At 39.7% G+C, this 18,321-nt stretch carries 19 protein-coding genes; all 19 read right to left on the bottom strand.

The genetic code is table 11. From position 1 onward, the window contains the following. Positions 1-17: 17 nt before the first annotated feature. The 19 genes from NQZ71_RS03525 to rpiB all read right to left on the bottom strand — a co-directional run bounded on the left by NQZ71_RS03525 (position 18) and on the right by rpiB (position 18,269). Positions 18-929 (bottom strand): stage II sporulation protein SpoIIQ, encoded by a 912-nt coding sequence (locus NQZ71_RS03525; protein ID WP_144455149.1) that lies wholly within the window; start codon positions 927-929, stop codon positions 18-20. Between the two features lie 214 nt (positions 930-1,143). Continuing rightward, positions 1,144-2,160, bottom strand: a complete 1,017-nt coding sequence (gene spoIID / locus NQZ71_RS03520) for a stage II sporulation protein D (RefSeq protein ID WP_144455148.1) — start codon at positions 2,158-2,160, stop codon at positions 1,144-1,146. Between the two features lie 300 nt (positions 2,161-2,460). Then, positions 2,461-3,768 (bottom strand): UDP-N-acetylglucosamine 1-carboxyvinyltransferase, encoded by a 1,308-nt coding sequence (gene murA / locus NQZ71_RS03515; RefSeq protein WP_144455147.1) that lies wholly within the window; start codon positions 3,766-3,768, stop codon positions 2,461-2,463. A gap of 33 nt (positions 3,769-3,801) precedes the next feature. Next, positions 3,802-4,557, bottom strand: a complete 756-nt coding sequence (locus NQZ71_RS03510) for a YwmB family TATA-box binding protein (protein ID WP_144455146.1) — start codon at positions 4,555-4,557, stop codon at positions 3,802-3,804. 208 nt (positions 4,558-4,765) lie between these two features. Further along, positions 4,766-5,002 (bottom strand): DUF1146 family protein, encoded by a 237-nt coding sequence (locus tag NQZ71_RS03505; protein WP_127739134.1) that lies wholly within the window; start codon positions 5,000-5,002, stop codon positions 4,766-4,768. Positions 5,003-5,205: 203 nt separating this feature from the next. Continuing rightward, entirely contained in the window at positions 5,206-5,613 is a 408-nt protein-coding gene (locus tag NQZ71_RS03500) for a F0F1 ATP synthase subunit epsilon (RefSeq protein ID WP_127739015.1), read from the bottom strand. Positions 5,614-5,634: 21 nt separating this feature from the next. Continuing rightward, complete coding sequence (gene atpD, locus NQZ71_RS03495; protein ID WP_144455145.1) at positions 5,635-7,053, bottom strand: F0F1 ATP synthase subunit beta; 1,419 nt, start codon at positions 7,051-7,053, stop codon at positions 5,635-5,637. 59 nt (positions 7,054-7,112) lie between these two features. After that, positions 7,113-7,973 (bottom strand): ATP synthase F1 subunit gamma, encoded by an 861-nt coding sequence (gene atpG / locus NQZ71_RS03490; protein WP_127739013.1) that lies wholly within the window; start codon positions 7,971-7,973, stop codon positions 7,113-7,115. Between the two features lie 35 nt (positions 7,974-8,008). After that, positions 8,009-9,517, bottom strand: coding sequence for a F0F1 ATP synthase subunit alpha (gene atpA, locus NQZ71_RS03485; RefSeq protein WP_127739012.1), 1,509 nt, complete (start codon positions 9,515-9,517; stop codon positions 8,009-8,011). Positions 9,518-9,541: 24 nt separating this feature from the next. Beyond that, complete coding sequence (locus NQZ71_RS03480) at positions 9,542-10,078, bottom strand: F0F1 ATP synthase subunit delta (RefSeq protein ID WP_127739011.1); 537 nt, start codon at positions 10,076-10,078, stop codon at positions 9,542-9,544. After that, the gene (locus NQZ71_RS03475) at positions 10,075-10,608 is read right to left on the bottom strand and encodes a F0F1 ATP synthase subunit B (protein WP_317011299.1); all 534 of its coding nucleotides are present in this window, start codon (positions 10,606-10,608) and stop codon (positions 10,075-10,077) included. Before NQZ71_RS03475 ends, NQZ71_RS03480 begins: the two co-directional genes overlap by 4 nt. Before the next feature lie 102 nt (positions 10,609-10,710). Next, positions 10,711-10,923, bottom strand: coding sequence for a F0F1 ATP synthase subunit C (gene atpE / locus NQZ71_RS03470; RefSeq protein ID WP_127739009.1), 213 nt, complete (start codon positions 10,921-10,923; stop codon positions 10,711-10,713). A 71-nt stretch (positions 10,924-10,994) separates the two neighbouring features. Further along, a complete protein-coding gene (gene atpB / locus NQZ71_RS03465; protein WP_375545222.1) occupies positions 10,995-11,699 on the bottom strand; it encodes a F0F1 ATP synthase subunit A in 705 nt (234 codons plus the stop codon). 25 nt (positions 11,700-11,724) lie between these two features. After that, positions 11,725-12,114, bottom strand: coding sequence for an ATP synthase subunit I (locus NQZ71_RS03460; RefSeq protein ID WP_144455141.1), 390 nt, complete (start codon positions 12,112-12,114; stop codon positions 11,725-11,727). Positions 12,115-12,458: 344 nt separating this feature from the next. Then, a complete protein-coding gene (locus NQZ71_RS03455) occupies positions 12,459-14,750 on the bottom strand; it encodes a S8 family serine peptidase (RefSeq protein WP_317011298.1) in 2,292 nt (763 codons plus the stop codon). Between the two features lie 134 nt (positions 14,751-14,884). Further along, positions 14,885-15,514: a uracil phosphoribosyltransferase gene (upp, locus tag NQZ71_RS03450; RefSeq protein ID WP_127739133.1), complete on the bottom strand. Its 630-nt coding sequence runs from the start codon at positions 15,512-15,514 to the stop codon at positions 14,885-14,887. 155 nt (positions 15,515-15,669) lie between these two features. Continuing rightward, the gene (locus tag NQZ71_RS03445) at positions 15,670-16,911 is read right to left on the bottom strand and encodes a serine hydroxymethyltransferase (RefSeq protein WP_127739005.1); all 1,242 of its coding nucleotides are present in this window, start codon (positions 16,909-16,911) and stop codon (positions 15,670-15,672) included. 303 nt (positions 16,912-17,214) lie between these two features. Beyond that, positions 17,215-17,787, bottom strand: coding sequence for a TIGR01440 family protein (locus NQZ71_RS03440; RefSeq protein WP_144455139.1), 573 nt, complete (start codon positions 17,785-17,787; stop codon positions 17,215-17,217). A 32-nt stretch (positions 17,788-17,819) separates the two neighbouring features. Continuing rightward, positions 17,820-18,269: a ribose 5-phosphate isomerase B gene (gene rpiB, locus NQZ71_RS03435; protein ID WP_127739003.1), complete on the bottom strand. Its 450-nt coding sequence runs from the start codon at positions 18,267-18,269 to the stop codon at positions 17,820-17,822. Between the last annotated feature and the right edge of the window lie 52 nt (positions 18,270-18,321).

Raw genomic sequence — 18,321 nt, 5'->3', positions numbered from 1 at the left:
ACTTCTCATCACAAGCATTATGCATTTGGATCTGCTGAAGTACTTTCATCTGCAGCGTCATCACTTGAAGAATCTGTTGATTCATCAGAAGCATCTGTATTTGTTGCATCTTTTGACTCATCACTTACTTCTTTTTTGGACTCATCTTGTGTTGCATCCTCTGATACAGCATCTTCTTCTGTTGCATTTTCCTCTGTCACTTCATTTTCCTCTGTAGCTTGGCTTGCTTCAGATGTATCGGCTTTTTCTAATGAAGCTAAAGATTTATTGAAATAGTCGATAGGATTTACAGCAACATCTGCTTTGCGAATTTCAAAGTGGACGTGGACACCGCCATCTTTGTTATATAGGCTTTGTCCAGATGTAGCTAGAGATTGACCCTTTTTCACTTCGTCTCCCTCTTTAACCTGGATATCCTTCACAGATTGATAGAATGTTTTAATTCCATCTGCATGTTCAATTTCAATAGTGTTACCGAGTACAGAATCTTCAGATACTTTTGTAACTGTTCCACTCAATGAAGCTAGAACTTCAAATTCACTGTTATCTTCCATTTTTAAATCTACACCAGTATTTGGCTGATACACATTATCATAGAACACTAGAGAGTTTACTTGCTCTTCTTTACTTTGGCTATTGTCATAAAAGCCTTTTTGCGTTATTACATTATCTGGATCATTAACTGGCCATGCGAAGTTTTCTACATCATTTGTAACTGGTACTGCTGGTTCGTCATCAAGCTGTGTTGATGGATTTGATGCATCATACTTAAACTTGTCTGTCTCATTTGCACTGTTTTGATACCAAAGGACACCTGTTAGAATAATAGCTGCACTCGCGATATAAACAGCTGGAAATGCCCAACGCTTTTTAAAGAAATTCTTTACTTTTGATTTTGGAGAAGTACGTTTGTTTTCTTCCTCTCTCATTTTATCATCACCTCAGCAATCATTCTGAACAGATAATGATAAATATATACATTCTCAAAAAAAATTTTTAAAAACTTATTTTTCGACAAACTGAATTCTTTTATGCATGAAAATAAAAACTTTTTTTCTAAATTGTTTATATTTGAATTATGACTCCTCCGTAAAGCAATAGTAAGCTCCCTTGGTTTCCAAGGGAGCTTTTCCTATTCCACTATTACTTTTTCGCCATATATGCCGTCAGAAGGCTCTCTGAGTTCGTCACAGCCACATCTTTATAATAGTACTTGACGATATCCTTGTAATTCTTGCCTTCTGCTGCCATTCCATTAGCACCATACTGACTCATCCCTACACCATGTCCATAGCCCTTTGTAGTCACAATAATACTCTGACCACTTCTAGTCATTGTAAAGTCTGTAGACTTCAATCCAAGCTTATCGCGTATATCAGTCCCTGTGAGCTCTTTACCGCTTATATTTGCTTTCGCAACACGTTTGCCCGAAGTATACTCGACATTTGTCATGATGCTGGCACTGCTTCCTAAGGAGACGCCAAGCTTGCTTTCAAAATCTTGAATGCTAATCTCTTCTTCGCCATTGAACTTCGGTGAGTTTTTATCCCAAGGGCTTTCGACGCTTTTTAAATAAGCAACTGAATTAGCCCAAACGTCATTAGAATTCTCTGTATAGCCATTGCTAGTTGAAAAAAACAAAGCATCAATCGGCTGTCCATCATATGTCAGAATCTGTCCTGCTGTAGCTTGGACGGCATCCTCAATCTTCTTCATTTTCCAATCATAATCTTTGCTTTGCCAAGTCGTTTTTAGTTCTTCTTTATTTTTATATACTTGGTAGGTAATGGAGTCACCAACCACTGCTCCATCTGGCAGTCCTGATTCTGTCTCAGATATCATTCTCCGGACGATATAAGTTCTTGCTGCCAATGCCTGTGCCTTTAGTGCTTCTGGTTCAAAGCTTGCATTCATTTCATTTGCCACAACACCGGCAACATAATCTTCTAAATCAACTTTCTCGATCTTTTTTTGTTCTTCCCTATAGATGGAAACCTCCACAGCTGGTCCTGTATTTTCTGCTGGTGTTTCCTCTGCGGGAGGGGCGGTTGTGTCGTTTCCCCGTTCTGAAATAAAAGGGAGTACTAAAATTGCTGGAAGCAATAAGGTGATGCTGAACAGAATAGCTCCTAGTACGATAAAGGGTTTGAATTTAATCATCTGTAGCCTCCATAAGAACGATGTAGATTTGCATTGTAAAAATGTCTTACAAAACATTCTTATGGATTTGGACAAGCATTTATGACTGTATTTAAGGGGAAAAAGACAAGAAAAATCACCTTAGTTCTGTTCTATAATTTTATTCTATGCATAGTATGTGAATAATATCTGTTACCCTTCACTTCCCTTCCCCTTGTAACTCTTACATAATCTTATGCTCTTCATTCAAACTAAAAAACGGCAAAAAAAACAGCCATATCCATCTCATAAGGGAAATGAATAAAGCTGTTTATTTATTTGTTATGCATTTAAATCTGCAACATACGTTGCACTCAATGTTACTTGTTCTTCTTCTGTTACTCTTTCAATGTCAGCACCAATAGCTGCCAGCTTCTGATGGAAATTCACGTATCCGCGATCCAAGTGCTTCAGCTCAGTAACTCTTGTAATGCCTTCAGCAACAAGTCCTGACAATATTAATGCTGCTGCTGCACGAAGATCTGTAGCTGCTACTTCAGCACCTTGTAGGTTTGTTGGTCCATTCATAATAACAGAACGTCCTTCAATCTTAACATCGCCATTCATGCGTCTGAACTCTTCAACATGCATAAAACGGTTTTCAAATACAGTTTCCGTTATCATGCTTGTTCCTTGAGCACGAAGCAGCAATGCCATCATTTGTGACTGCATATCCGTTGGGAATCCTGGATGAGGCATTGTCTTAATATCTACTGCTTTTAAGTTTTCAGCACTAATTACACGAAGTCCGTCTTCTTCTTCTTTGAAAACTACACCCATCTCTTCCATCTTTGCAATTAAAGATGACAGATGTTCTGGCACTGCGCCTTGTACTAGAACGTTTCCGCCTGTAATAGCAGCAGCAACTAAAAACGTACCTGCTTCAATTCTGTCAGGAATAATCGTATGTTCTGCACCGTATAGCTTATCTACACCTTCAATTTGAAGTGTGCCAGTTCCTGCACCTTTGACTTTCGCTCCCATCGCATTAAGGAAGTTAGCTAAATCAACAATTTCAGGTTCTTTTGCTACATTTTCAATGATTGTTGTGCCTTTTGCCAAAGTCGCAGCCATCATGATGTTTTCTGTAGCTCCAACACTTGGGAAATCAAGATAGATCTTTGCTCCTTGCAGACGATCTTCAACTGATGCTTCAATAAAGCCATTTCCAACCTGAACTTTAGCTCCCATTGCTTCAAAGCCTTTTAAATGTTGATCAATAGGTCTTGAACCAATTGCACAGCCACCTGGCAATGCTACTCTTGCATGGCCATTTCTAGCCAATAATGAACCCATTACTAAAACTGAAGCTCTCATTTTGCGCACATATTCAAATGGCGCCTCCACACTCAACTCTTTTGATGCATCTACTGTAACTTCGTTGTTGGCAAATGATACGTCAGCATTAAGAAAACGTAATACCTCATTTATTGTATATACATCCGAAAGAGTTGGAACTGATTTAATTATGCTTTTTCCGTCACTTGCTAATAATGTAGCGGCGATTACAGGCAAAACGGCATTCTTTGCGCCTTCTACTTTAACCGTTCCATTTAACCTTTTTCCGCCGCGGACGATGATTTTATCCAAAGTGTATTCCCCTCCGCGTCCAATGTCTCTATATTAATATTCAATCGTTATGATGGGTGTGCCAACTACAAAGGTAGTTTTACCGCCCATTCCTTGTGTCCTAATTCCCAATTGCAAGTTCAATACCTTGTCATTTTTCTGAATTTTCTCATCAAAGATAGACGTCATGGCTGAAGATGATACAAAATCAGCTTCCTCTAACGCCTCTATTTGTTTCGCTTGAAAAGCATCCAATAAATGGTTTACATAATAAGGCAGACTCTTACTCATCTTATCATTGAATTCGCCTTTTATACAAGAGAAAATTGTTGGTTTTCCTCGAAATATAGCTGAAACTTTTTCTTCTATATCCTTTTCCAGCTTTTTGCTGAACTGGTCACTCAACTCCTTCCCTTTCACTTCATATATAACATATGATTGGGATGTTTGAGTTGTTAATGAAGCAGTGACAGTTAAACTCTCTTCTTTGTAGCCATCAGCTGCCAGAACAGCCTTAGCTTGCCAAGCGCTGTCAGTTTCCGCTTCCGTCCATTTCGCATCCGGAAATTTTTCCTGCAAATCGGCTTTAACGGCTTTAGCATCTGATAAGCTTTTCACATTTTCCATTTTTTCTCTTGCATGCAGAGACCATTCAGTAACGTTAATGTTCTGATCCTTTTTTATTATTCCATTTATAATAAATAGGTCTAGCTGTTTTTTCGCGATAATGGGTTTATTCCCAATTGTGACTGCTGCCAAACCAACTAAGATCATTAAAACAAGATAAAATGCTGTTCTTTTTTTATTCATGCTCTATTCCTCTCCCTTACTAGCATTGTTTCCTTAGTAGGGGAATGAAATACTCGCAAATAGTCGTCACTTTTTGACATGAATATTTTTCTGAGTTGCGTACAAACTATTTTTTAGCAACACGCAAATTGAATTGTACTCAAAAAGTGAGCAAAAGAAAACATGTATGAAGACCTATTTCGTTGGTAATTGTTTCTTCTAATGTATCTTATTGCATAATTAATGGCAATTGTTGTGACCAAAGCAGATAATTAAGGAAGAATTCACTGACAAGTGACCCAATTATTATGGATAATAATACATATAATACTCTTGCTTGAACTACTTTGTTTGCACGGATGAACTTTTCAATGTTCAACGATTGCAATGCCCACCAAGCGAGGGCAATAAATACCACATTTGTTACGATGCTCAACAATGCCTGTTGGCCAAAATCTTCAATCAATGCGTTACCTCCACTTCTTTTAGCTTCCTTGCTAACTACTATTTGACGATTGATCATCATAAAAGGTTTCACTATTTTTCATTTTCTTTTCATTTTCTTTTCATTTTCATTTCTGTTTTTTGCCTACATTTCTTATTCATACTCTTTTAGGACGTAAAAATGCCTCCAATTTGTATTTTAACAAAAGGAGGCATTTTTGGTTATTAATATCTCTTTTCAACGATAGATATACGATTCATTGCACGCTTAAGAGCAAGCTCCGCACGTTTGAAATCTACATGTTCATTGCTTTGAGTATGCAATCTTTGCTCTGCACGCTCCTTAGCTCGTAAAGCACGATCATAATCGATATGTTCAGCGGTTTCCGCAGATTGAGCAAGCACCGTTACTTTATCAGGCCGTACCTCTAAGATTCCGCCGTTAACTGCCAAATACTCAGAAGTCTTTCCATTTTTCAAGTGTATGACACCTATTTTAAGGGGAGCAACCATAGGAACATGGCCTGCCATAATTCCAAGCTCTCCACTTTCTGCTTTTGCAATAACCGTCTCAACGTCTGAATCATGCACCGGGCCATCAGGAGTTACTACATGGACTTTAATCGTCTTCATTTCTACCCCTCCTGATTAGGATTATACTTCCACACCCATTTTTTTAGCATTTTCAATAGCTTCTTCGATTCTTCCTACAAGGCGGAATGCATCTTCAGGAAGATGATCATATTTACCGTCAAGAATATCTTTAAAGCCTTTAACAGTTTCTTTTACAGGGACATAAGAACCTTTTTGGCCTGTGAACTGCTCGGCAACGTGGAAGTTTTGTGATAAGAAGAACTGTACTCTTCTTGCACGATGTACAACCATTTTATCTTCATCATTCAACTCATCCATACCAAGGATACTGATGATGTCTTGAAGCTCTCTATAGCGCTGTAAAGTGGACTGTACTTGACGAGCCACATTATAGTGCTCATCCCCTACGATTTCAGGAGACAAAGCGCGTGATGTAGATGCCAATGGATCTACCGCTGGGTAAATACCCATTTCTGTCAATTTACGCTCAAGGTTTGTTGTTGCATCCAAGTGAGCAAATGTTGTAGCAGGAGCTGGATCTGTATAGTCATCCGCTGGTACATAAATAGCTTGGATAGACGTTACTGATCCTACGTTTGTAGAAGTGATACGCTCTTGCAATCTACCCATTTCTGTTGCAAGTGTCGGCTGGTAACCTACTGCTGATGGCATACGGCCAAGCAATGCGGAAACCTCAGAACCTGCTTGCGTGAAACGGAAGATGTTATCGATGAAGAACAGTACGTCCTGTCCTTGCTCATCACGGAAATATTCAGCCATTGTCAAACCAGTTAATGCTACACGCATACGTGCACCAGGCGGCTCGTTCATTTGTCCGAATACCATTGCTGTTTTCTTGATAACGCCAGAATCCGTCATCTCATGATATAGGTCATTTCCTTCACGTGTACGCTCACCAACACCAGCAAATACGGAAATACCACCATGCTCTTGTGCGATGTTGTTGATAAGTTCTTGGATAAGAACCGTTTTACCTACACCCGCTCCTCCGAATAGACCGATTTTTCCACCTTTAATGTATGGTGCAAGCAAGTCTACTACTTTGATTCCAGTTTCTAGTATTTCAACTTGTGTAGAAAGCTGTTCAAATTTCGGAGCTTCTCTATGAATAGAATCTCTTCTAGCATCGCTAGCGATTTCTTGATCAAGGTCAATTGTTTCTCCTAATACGTTAAATACACGTCCTAGTGTAACATCACCTACAGGAACAGAAATAGACTTGCCTGAATCTGCAACCTGTGTACCTCTAGTAATACCGTCAGTGGAAGACATTGCAATCGTGCGGACTGTGTTGTCACCTAAGTGAAGGGCCACTTCAAGAGTAACTTCAACGCTGTCAGAACCAGCAGCTCCTGAATTACGGATCACTTTCAAAGCATTATTAATGTCAGGCAAATGTCCGTCGAACTTTACGTCAACAACTGGACCCATTACCTGTAGAACTTGTCCTAAGCTCATGTTTTTCCCTCCTATACTTCTCATCATAGAATTGCGCACAGGCAATTCTATTTCTTAAACTATTCCAACGCAGCAGCGCCGCCAACTATTTCCGTAATTTCTTGCGTAATAGCAGCCTGACGAGCTCGGTTATATACTAGACTCAAATCATCGATAATATCTTTCGCATTATCAGTAGAGTTCTTCATTGCCGTCATCCTAGCAGAGTGTTCACTTGCCTTACTGTCAAGCAACGCACCATAAATCAAGCTTTCCGCATATTGCGGCAGCAATACATCCAGGATTTCTTCTGCTGAAGGTTCAAATTCATAGGAAGTAAGGGCAGCAGAATTATTCGCAAGCTCTGTAAGAGGCAAAATCTTCTTCTCCATTACATCCTGTTGAATTGCACTCACATAATGACTGTAAATGATGTGTACTTCATCGAAAGTACCATCACTGAACATACCGACAGATTTGTTTGTAATATCCTTAATATCGAGGAAATCAGGCTGATCTGCAATTCCGACGATATCGAGAATGACGTTTGTCCCTTGCTTAACAAGGAAATCTCTGCCGACTTTACCGATCGCAATAACTGCATACTCCTCTTTCGACTGATGCCTTTCCTTTACAATCTGGTTCAGTTTTCTGAGAACATTACTGTTATAAGCGCCAGCTAGTCCACGATCAGAAGTGATGATAATATAACCTGTCTTTTTCACAGGACGGGCCACCAGCATTGGGTGGGAGCTCCCTTTGCTCCCTGCCGCTACTGAATGTGTCACTTCTTCTATCTTTTCCATATAAGGAACAAAAGACTTTGCATTTGCTTCTGCTTTGTTCATTTTGGCAGCAGAGACCATTTGCATAGCTTTTGTGATTTGGCTTGTCTTTTTCGTTGAGTTAATACGTGACTTTATATCGCGTAATGATGCCAAACGTTTTCACCACCATTCATCAGATTTTCCTTTAATTACTCAGTTGCAGCGAACGTTTTTTTGAAGTCGTTGATCGCAGCAGTCATTTCGTCGTCAGAAGGAAGCTCTTTCGTTGACACAATATGATTAAGCAATTCTTTGCGGTTGTGATCAAGCCAGTTCAAGAACTCATCTTCAAATCTTCTGATGTCATGTACTGGAATATCATCAAGGAATCCACGAGTCAATGCATAAAGAATTGCTACTTGTTTTTCTACTTTTAACGGCTTATTCAAATCTTGCTTAAGTACTTCAACAGTACGAGCACCGCGATTTAATTTATCTTGTGTTGCCTTATCAAGGTCTGATCCGAACTGTGCGAAAGACTCAAGCTCACGGAATGACGCTAAGTCAAGACGCAGTGTACCTGCAACCTTTTTCATCGCTTTAATTTGTGCAGAACCACCTACACGGGAAACGGATAGACCTGCGTTGATTGCAGGACGAACACCTGAGAAGAATAAATCTGACTGCAAGAATATTTGTCCATCTGTAATAGAAATTACGTTTGTTGGAATATATGCAGATACGTCTCCTGCTTGTGTTTCAATGAAAGGCAATGCAGTAATAGAACCGCCGCCTTTTGCGTCGCTAAGCTTCGCTGCGCGCTCAAGCAAACGAGAATGCAAGTAGAATACATCCCCTGGATATGCTTCACGGCCTGGAGGACGACGAAGCAGCAAGGAAAGTTCACGGTATGCGGATGCTTGTTTAGAAAGATCATCATACACGATTAAGACATGCTTGCCGTTATACATAAATTCTTCACCCATCGCTACACCTGCATATGGAGCAAGGTAAAGCAATGGAGCTGGTTGGGAAGCAGATGCAGTCACGACGATGGAGTATTCCAGCGCTCCGTGTTTGCGAAGTGTCTCAACAGCGTTACGAACAGTAGATTCCTTTTGTCCGATTGCTACATAGATACAAATCATATCTTGGTCTTTTTGGTTAAGGATTGTATCGATTGCTACAGATGTTTTACCTGTTTGGCGGTCACCGATGATAAGCTCACGCTGTCCACGTCCGATTGGAACAAGTGCATCGATTGCTTTAATCCCTGTTTGAAGCGGTTCACTAACTGATTTACGGTCCATAACACCTGGTGCCAAGAACTCAATCGGTCTAGTTTTGCTTGAATTAATCGGGCCCATTCCATCAACTGGCTGACCTAATGAGTTAACAACACGTCCGATCAATTCTTCTCCAACAGGAACCTCCATGATTCTTCCAGTACGACGAACTTCGTCGCCTTCGCGAATGTCTGTGTAAGGGCCAAGGATAATAATCCCGACATTGCTTTCTTCTAAGTTTTGAGCAAGACCCATTACTCCATTAGAAAACTCAACAAGTTCTCCTGCCATACAGTTGTCCAATCCATGAACGCGAGCGATACCATCACCAATACTGATAACCGTACCTACTTCACTCACTTGAACTTCTGATTGGTAATTTTCAATTTGCCTTTTTATAAGAGCACTGATTTCTTCCGCTTTGATGCTCATGCGTTTCACCCCTATCTCGAAATCTTATCCTAATAATGTACGTTGCAAACGAGCAAGCTTGCCTTGTAAGCTGCCGTCGAATATTTTGTTACCTATGCGAACTTTAATTCCGCCCAAAAGGTTGGAATCAACAATATTTTCGATATTTAACGACCGTTTTCCCACTTTAGCGGCGAACGCTGCAGAAATAGCCGATTTTTCACTGTCTGTAAGCTGTCTCACAGAGTAAACTTTCGCTTCTGCGATCCCTTTTTCATCGTTAACGAATTGCAAAAAGTAATCGCAAATGCTGACAATATAGTCTTCACGATGTCTGTCCATCAGAAGCATCAACATGTTTTGCACACTAACGCTCGCTGAAGCAAACGCATTTTTAACTATTTCTTTCTTCTGCTCCAATGAAATATTGGGAGACTTGAAAACTTGCTGCAAATCCGGTGAGTTGGCAACAACTGCTTTAACAACGCGCATTTCCTCTTCCAACTGCTCCACACTGCCATTTTCTTTCGCGATTTGGAAAAGGGCTAAAGCATAGCGCTTTGAAACTCCTGTATCCATCATCGATTTTCGCCTACCTCTTGTATGTAATCATTGATCAGTTTTTCCTGGTCCTGCTCACTAAGCTCTTTTTCAATTACTTTAGAAGCGATCAATACAGATAGGGAACTAACTTGCTCTCTGATTGCAGCAACAGCTTTTTCCTTCTGCTGTTCAATTTCAAGCAATGCTGAATTCTTTAATCTTTCCGCATCTTTTCTAGCGTCAGCAATAATAGTTTCTCTTTGCAGCTCTCCTTGAGATTTTGCATTATCGATTAACTCTTTTGCTTCCGTGCGCGCCTCTTTAAGCAATGCCCGCTGCTCCTCTAAAAGCTTAGCAGACTCGATGCGATTTTTCTCCGCGCTGTCTATTTCATTTGCTACAAATTCTTCCCTTTGCTTCATGATGCCCATAATCGGACCCCATGCGAATTTCTTTAAAAGCAATAGAAGAACTAGGAATATTACTAATTGAAATATGGCTGTCCCACCATTTATACCATCATGAGATGCTGCCCCAGCAGCTCCCAATACGAAGCTATTTAATAACACAACGGTTCACTCCCTTCCAACTGTATACCTTAAACTTTCTTTTTTTTTGCATAAAGCAAAGGCGAAGTTTTTGAAAAAGTCTTCGCCATTTTTTAGCTATTATTAACGGTTAAGTACCATGAATGCAATTACAACTCCGATGATCGGCAATGCCTCAACTAACGCTACCCCGATGAACATTGTTGTTTGTAGGAAACCGCGTGCTTCTGGTTGACGAGCGATCCCTTCAACTGTACGTCCTACGATCAAACCGTTACCAATACTTGCTCCCAATGCTGATAGACCAATTGCGATTGCTGCTGCTAATAGATTCATTATTTATTTTCCTCCTAAATATATAAATATGTGTATTTTATAGTTTCACCTTTTAAAGATAAGGGAATTGATTAATGCTCGTCACTTACTTTATGTGACATGTAAACGAATGTTAACATTGTAAAGATATAAGCTTGTATGAAGCCTATAAAGATTGAAAAACCTTGCCATGCCAATGTTAAAGGAATTGCAGCTATAAAGCCTGCCCAGCCTGTCCATGCTAATGAACCTACTAATAAAGATAAAAGCAGTTCCCCTGCATAGATATTTCCATATAGACGCAAACCAAGAGTCAACGTATTGGAAAATTCTTCGATTATCTTTAAAGGAAGCAAGAACTTCATCGGCTGTACATAGCCTTTGAAATATCCTTTAACTCCTTTTTGCTTAACACCGTAATAATGTGTCAAAGCAATAATCATGGAAGCTAATGTTAATGTGATAATCGGATCGGCCGTTGGTGATTTCCACCAAAGAACACCGTCAACCACTATAGAAAATGGTAAACCAAGCAGGTTGGAAATTAACACGTAAAAGATGATTGTCATCCCTAACATGTGGAACTTCCCGCCATCTTTCCAATCCATGTTGCTTTTGATAATGTTTTTCACGAAGTCCATTACCCATTCTATCATGTTCTGCATCCCTGTTGGCTTTAAAGCAAGTCGACGTGTTGCAGCAACAGCGATAATGAATACGATCAAACTAGTTATAGCTATCATCAAGACACTGGATACATCTACTCTCAAGTATTCCGAACCGAAAAGGTAATACACTTTCTCTTTGTGATCCAAGCAATTCTCACCTCTCTTTTCTAATACTATTTTTAAAAACAGTACTAAATAAGTAATCTATCATAATGACTATGTAAGCCGTCATTAATCCAATGACAACGCTGATAAGGTGTATCTGCTCAGGAAATTCCATGGCTATTGCAACCCCAAGTACTGCAGCTGCCATCCTTGACAGCATCCCTAACGATTGCGTCTTTTTACCTTCATCTATATTTCTGCTGAATTTCGCCATTTTTCTTACTAAGAGCCAAATATTGTAAAGGCTTAAGGCAGTTCCCAATAACAAACCCATAAATACAGGCTTATAAGGAGTAGCAACCCACCCAATAAGGTAAAGTGAAAGCAGTATAGATATGTACTTAAATTGTTTTGTAAGCATCTGTTTTATTTCAAACATAATTTAGCCAAATCTCCTGACAACAGACTTTCTTTCAGACAGCTTATCAGGGAACAAAAATAGTCTTTTTTGCAGAACAAAAAAGAAATATTTTTTTGAAAAGGCCCTGAAAACCCTATCATCTACTTTGTAAGCATACAATAAGGTTATGTCAAATGTCAATTGTAATTAACAACATAAAAACGTTAAAATCATGTATCTCCAAAAATATTGTATCCAGTTGCAAACCGCGTTGATACAGTCTTCTACTAGCTCTCCTTTCCCGATAAAATTTTTCTTTTTTATTCTATCATGAATCAAAAAAATTTATATCGGAAAAGGAGTAAATTCACATATCTTTCAAATTATTTCCTATTAGTTTTATTTAAGGGATATTTTAACAAATCCTCTTTATCACTTTCATTTTCTTCACTATTATACAAAGCCTGACTTCCTATCACACTTAATTGACCACTAACTGCATCTTCTTTTCCTGCTTTTTTAGCAAATGCAACAATTTCATAGATGCCTTGCTGCGGCAAAATCTCTTTTTTAATATTGCCCTTTAATTGACCTCTTTTCACTTCTTTTTTCCAATCCAAAAACTTCACGAATCTTAATGTTTCCTTATCAAAGACCGCAATACCAAATTCTTCTGCTCCAGTAGGCAAATATGCTTCATAACTGAAGCCTCCGTTCTCCTCCTGCACCATATTGAACCCCATTAAGCGCGGATATTCCGGCTCTTCAAGCACATACAAGTATGGCACTGTCACCTTCTGCTTGCCTGCGTTCACCACGATCGCACCATTTTGGAGCTTATTTTTAAAGAGCTCGCTGTCTATCATCATCTTAACGGGCAGTTTTTTCGTTTCACCTGCCGCAAGCGTTAAGGACAGCGGCAATTGCCATGTAACACCGCTCTGTATACTTGGCTGATTAAACGTAATCCATTCGGGCGACTTTCCTTTGTTACTAATCGTAATATAAGAAGTATGTTCATGCAGATGATCTGCTAGCTTAAACTTTCCGAAGCGCATGCTTCCTGGCATAATCAACACACTTGCTTTCACTGCTTTATCAACTTGAATTCTGCCAGCACCCTGTTCATACACCTTGTATTGCTTGCCATCCCTGTCGTTAAGAGGAAGAGCCGTATTCATCAATGCTGCCTTCACTTCCTCCGGGCTCCAATCAGGATGAGCCTCGAGCAAAAGAGCAGCTGCGCCGGCTACATGAGGCGCTGCCATACTCGTCCCCTGCAGGGCAAGATAACCACCTGGCACTGTGCTATTTATCACTACCCCTGGTGCGACGACATCAGGCTTGATATCCCAAGTGCTTGTTACAGGTCCTCTTGAACTGAAATCTGCAAGTATATCCTGTTCCCAGTAGCTGTTAATTTTTGCGTAGATGGTTTTCTTTTTGCCAAGCTTTCTTTGCAGTTGACTGCCTTCTTTTTTAGAAACACCTGCGACCGGAATTGGAGTTTCTCTTTCAAGCATGCCGAGCAGTGGTCCGTCCATATCATTTGCGATGAGAACAGCCTTCGCACCTGCCTTATAAGCATTTTCAGCCTTCTCCCCAAAGGTGAGCTCTCCTCGCCTAATAATAACTATTTTGCCTTTCACATTTTGCAAATCCTTTTGATAACCAAGCTTTCCTTCCACAATTTCCAATGCATTTTCAGAACTCCACTGCTTACTTTTATCCATCTTATTTAAAATAATCTTTTCTCCGTCCACCTCTAAAAAAGGCACCTTTAACTTTGGTGTAGTTGCACCGACTGAAATTGCCTTTGCCGCAGTACCGGGAGAACCAACAGTCCAATCAGCCGGACCTGCATTTCCAGCAGCTGCAACAGCAACAATGCCCTTATCGACTGCCTTGTTTAACGCGAGGCTTATCGGCAAATCTGGACCATTTACCTCACTGCCAAGTGAGAGGTTAAGCACATCCACTTTATCCTTTATCGCTCTTTCAATTGCGCTCAATATTTGTTCTGTTGTTCCAGATCCTCCTGGACCTAAAGCTCTATAAGCATATACTTCTGCATTCGGGGCAATTCCCTTAAGCTTTCCCCTTGCAGCGATAATACCTGCTACATGTGTGCCATGAAGCGTATCCCTTAGCCCATGTCCGACAGTTTCCATTGGGTCTTTATCCCGATCAACGAAGTCCCAGCCCTTTTTATAACTTCTCCTTAAGTCAGGGTGATTATAATCAATTCCAGTATCAATGACGCCAACCTTTACACCTTTCCCTGTCAAAGCAGACGATTGGCTTCTTGATGCTCCTTGAATCCAGTCTGCACCAATAATCTTTGCAGGTCCTTCGCTTTCTGCTGTATATGTTTTGACTGGAGATACAAGCTCCACTTCTTGATAGCTTGTCAGCTTGTCCAACTCCTCCATATTTGCACGTACAGAAAAGCCTGAAAAAATTTCACAAAAAACCGTTCTCTTTTGACCACTTTTCAATTTAGCCATTATTTCATTTACTTTATCATCCGAACAGCTGCCTTTTAACTTTACGATGGCAACCCTTTTTTCTTGTTTGCTTTCAGCCGGAAGTTCCGGAAGCTCGTGCACAGCAGCAAAAGTATAATGATCGCAAGGGAGGATTAAAGCTAAGAGCAGAAGGATTATTTTCTTCATATGTATTCTCCTTTAGGCATAGAGGGGTGTAGTTGCCATTATAGTTTGCAGTTGTGCATAAATTATGTCTGGGCATTTCTGGATGATTTAAACATAAAAAAGACTGACCTAATAGGCCAGCCAACTTTTTAGCATTATTTAGTTCCGAACAAACGGTCACCAGCGTCTCCAAGACCTGGAACAATATAACCTTTTTCATTTAGCTTTTCATCAAGTGCAGCGATATAAATATCTACATCTGGATGAGCTTCTTTTAAAAGCTCTACGCCTTCAGGTGCAGCAATTAAACACATGAACTTGATGTTTTTTCCTCCTCTAGTCTTCAAGGAGTTAATCGCTTCAATTGCAGAACCGCCTGTTGCAAGCATTGGATCAACAACGATGAAGTCTCTTTCTTCCACATCAGATGGAAGCTTCACATAATATTCTACAGGCTTTAGCGTTTTAGGATCACGGTATAGACCGATATGTCCAACTTTTGCAGCTGGGATAAGCTTCAAGATGCCGTCAACCATTCCGATACCTGCGCGCAGGATAGGAATAATCCCTATTTTCTTACCAGAAAGCACATTTGATTTCGTTCTGCTAACTGGTGTATCAATTTCAATTTCTTCTAAAGGCATATCACGAGTGATTTCAAAAGCCATCAATGTTGCCACTTCGTCTACTAACTCTCTGAATTCTTTAGTTCCTGTTTGCTTCTCACGAATGTATGTAAGTTTATGTTGAATAAGTGGGTGATCAAATACGTATACTTTTGCCACATCTTTCACTCCGTTTCCTTCTTTATCGTAAACACACTTCTTGTAATTCTACAGAAAAAAGGCTTTCAAATCAACTGAAATTTTTTCTTTTACACACATTATTTTTACCCAAAAAAGTGCCAGCCTATGCTTATGATAGGCTGGCTTTGTGTTTCTTATAATTCTTTATACAATACAAATTTACTAGTTAATGCTTCAACTCTTTTAGCTGCTTCTGCTAACTTTTCTTGATCTTCATGATTTTTTAATGTGAAGCCAATGATAGAAGCGATTTCGTCCATATCTTCTAAACCGAATCCACGAGAAGTAACAGCTGCTGTACCAATACGAATTCCACTTGTTACGAATGGACTTGCTGGATCGAATGGAATAGTATTTTTGTTTACAGTAATTCCAACTTCATCTAGTACGTGTTCTGCAACTTTCCCTGTCAAACCAAGAGTTTGCAAATCTACTAGCAATAAGTGGTTATCCGTTCCGTTTGAAACAAGTCTTAATCCTTCTTTTTGCAGACCTTCAGCTAAGCGCTTTGCATTTGCGATGATATTTTCAGCATATACTTTAAAGTCATCTTGCAGTGTTTCTCCAAAAGCAACAGCTTTTGCAGAAATAACATGCATAAGCGGTCCGCCTTGAATCCCAGGGAAAATGGACTTATCAATTTTTTTGCCGAATTCCTCTTTACATAGAATCATTCCGCCGCGAGGACCTCTTAATGTTTTATGTGTTGTTGTTGTAACAAAATCTGCATAAGGAACTGGATTTTGATGTAACCCTGCAGCCACGAGACCGGCAATATGAGCCATATCAACCATTAAATATGCCCCAACTTCGTCAGCAATCTCACGGAATTTTTTGAAGTCAATCGCACGAGGATATGCACTCGCACCAGCTACAATCAATTTCGGCTTATTTGCGCGTGCTTTTGCCAGCACGTCCTCATAGTCGATTTGCTCTGTTTCTTTATCTACGCCATACTCTATAAAATTATATTGGACTCCGCTGAAGTTAACAGGACTTCCATGTGTTAAATGTCCACCATGGGAAAGATTCATCCCGAGCACAGTATCTCCTTGCTCAAGTATAGTGAAATATACAGCCATGTTTGCTTGTGCGCCAGAGTGTGGTTGAACATTGACATGCTCTGCTCCAAAAATCTCTTTCGCACGATCGCGAGCGATATCTTCAACAATATCAACGTATTCGCAGCCGCCATAATAGCGTTTTGCTGGATAGCCTTCTGCATATTTATTTGTCAGTACAGAACCCTGTGCCTCCATAACAGCTTCACTCACGAAATTCTCTGATGCGATTAACTCAATTTTTGCTCTTTGGCGGCCTAGTTCCTGCTGGATAGCTTGATATACTTGCTGGTCGTTTTGTGCTAAATGCTTCATTTGAATCCTCCCCATAACGGATAATATTAAAATCTTTTAATCTACGTAAAATCTTCTTATATTCTAACATGGAACAATTTCAAAAAGAAGCTAAAAAATACGAATTATTATTTTATATTTAAAATTAAATGTTCGTGTTTTAATGGGAAAATAGCATAAATTTGTGTTATTACTTTCTTAAAATAATAAAAAAGCCAATCTACCCCTAATTTCACTATTATTCCCGTACATACAAATCAGTTTTTTCTTCCATATATGTAAACAAAAAAGATATCCCGACTACTTTCGGGATATCTTTTTCTGTTAGCAGGATTCATTATCTTTCGTTTTTTCATAAACAGCCCTTTGGCCGCCAATCAATTTCGGTCTTGTTTTAGCAAGCGTGACATGAGCTTCGCCAAGCTGCTTGTGCGAAACCCTTATTGGCACGGCAACATGCTTAATATGCATGCCAATTAGAGTATCCCCGATATCTATGCCACCATCTGCTTTGATATGTTCAACAACTACTGGATCCTTCATATGCTGATAGGCATATGCTGCCATTGCACCTCCAGCTTGACGCACAGGAATAACAGATACCTCAGATAAATTCTTTTCCTCTTGCAGCTTTCTTTCAACAACTACAGCTCTGTTAAGATGTTCGCAGCACTGAAAAGCTAGTTCTACACCTGCTGTTTCCTTGTACTTTAAAAGCTGTTGGAAGATAATACCTGCAACGTCCACTGCACCTGCTGTACCAATTTTCTGGCCAATTACTTCACTTGTGCTACAGCCAATGACAAATAAATGGCGATCCGTCAATTTTGCCTGTTCTTGATATTCAGAAACAATGCTCTGAAGCTGATCTTCCAGAGCTGATATATTTATACTCATAAACAACACAGCCTTTCCAATTTAGCATATGCTTAGGAGGATGTTTCTAATTCGTATTGTGCTATTTTATCTAGTCTTGTTTGATGTCTGCTGCCACTAAATTCTGAAAGCAGCCAAACCTTCGTTATTTCCCGGGCAAGTCCTGGCCCGATAACTCTTTCACCCATCGCAATTACATTGCTGTCATTATGCTCTCTTGTCAATCTTGCACTATACACATCATGTACAAGAGCACATCTAACACCTTTAACTTTATTAGCAGCAATGCTCATACCGATGCCAGTGCCGCAAATAAGTATTCCGCGGTCAAATTCTCCACTAGCGACCTTTTCCGCAACTGGCAGTGCATAGTCCGGGTAATCGACTGAAGCATTACAGTCACAGCCAAAATCAACATATTCTATTTTTAATTCTTCCAGTAAATTTTTTAATTCTTCTCTAATGGTTAAACCACCATGATCTGAAGCAATGGCAACTTTCATCCTGTTAACCTCCTCATATTCCTCTATTATTTTCACATAAAAAGGAGCAAAT

This window comes from Niallia taxi (assembly GCF_032818155.1).
GTDB classification, from domain to species: Bacteria; Bacillota; Bacilli; order Bacillales; family Cytobacillaceae; genus Niallia; species Niallia taxi_A.
The sequence above is the reverse complement of the archived record's forward strand: the minus strand, read 5'-3'. Positions and strand labels throughout refer to the sequence as shown.

Coding starts and splice junctions, on each gene's coding strand:
- NQZ71_RS03525 (WP_144455149.1), bottom strand. CDS start 929: ATGAGAGAGGAAGAAAACAAACGTACTTCTCCAAAATCAAAAGTAAAG.
- NQZ71_RS03455 (WP_317011298.1), bottom strand. CDS start 14,750: ATGAAGAAAATAATCCTTCTGCTCTTAGCTTTAATCCTCCCTTGCGAT.
- spoIID (WP_144455148.1), bottom strand. CDS start 2,160: ATGATTAAATTCAAACCCTTTATCGTACTAGGAGCTATTCTGTTCAGC.
- atpA (WP_127739012.1), bottom strand. CDS start 9,517: ATGAGCATCAAAGCGGAAGAAATCAGTGCTCTTATAAAAAGGCAAATT.
- NQZ71_RS03445 (WP_127739005.1), bottom strand. CDS start 16,911: ATGAAGCATTTAGCACAAAACGACCAGCAAGTATATCAAGCTATCCAG.
- NQZ71_RS03460 (WP_144455141.1), bottom strand. CDS start 12,114: ATGTTTGAAATAAAACAGATGCTTACAAAACAATTTAAGTACATATCT.
- atpE (WP_127739009.1), bottom strand. CDS start 10,923: ATGAATCTATTAGCAGCAGCAATCGCAATTGGTCTATCAGCATTGGGA.
- atpD (WP_144455145.1), bottom strand. CDS start 7,053: ATGAGCTTAGGACAAGTTCTACAGGTAATGGGTCCAGTTGTTGACGTA.
- NQZ71_RS03510 (WP_144455146.1), bottom strand. CDS start 4,557: ATGAATAAAAAAAGAACAGCATTTTATCTTGTTTTAATGATCTTAGTT.
- rpiB (WP_127739003.1), bottom strand. CDS start 18,269: ATGAAAGTTGCCATTGCTTCAGATCATGGTGGTTTAACCATTAGAGAA.
- NQZ71_RS03480 (WP_127739011.1), bottom strand. CDS start 10,078: ATGATGGATACAGGAGTTTCAAAGCGCTATGCTTTAGCCCTTTTCCAA.
- NQZ71_RS03440 (WP_144455139.1), bottom strand. CDS start 17,787: ATGAGTATAAATATATCAGCTCTGGAAGATCAGCTTCAGAGCATTGTT.
- NQZ71_RS03500 (WP_127739015.1), bottom strand. CDS start 5,613: ATGAAGACGATTAAAGTCCATGTAGTAACTCCTGATGGCCCGGTGCAT.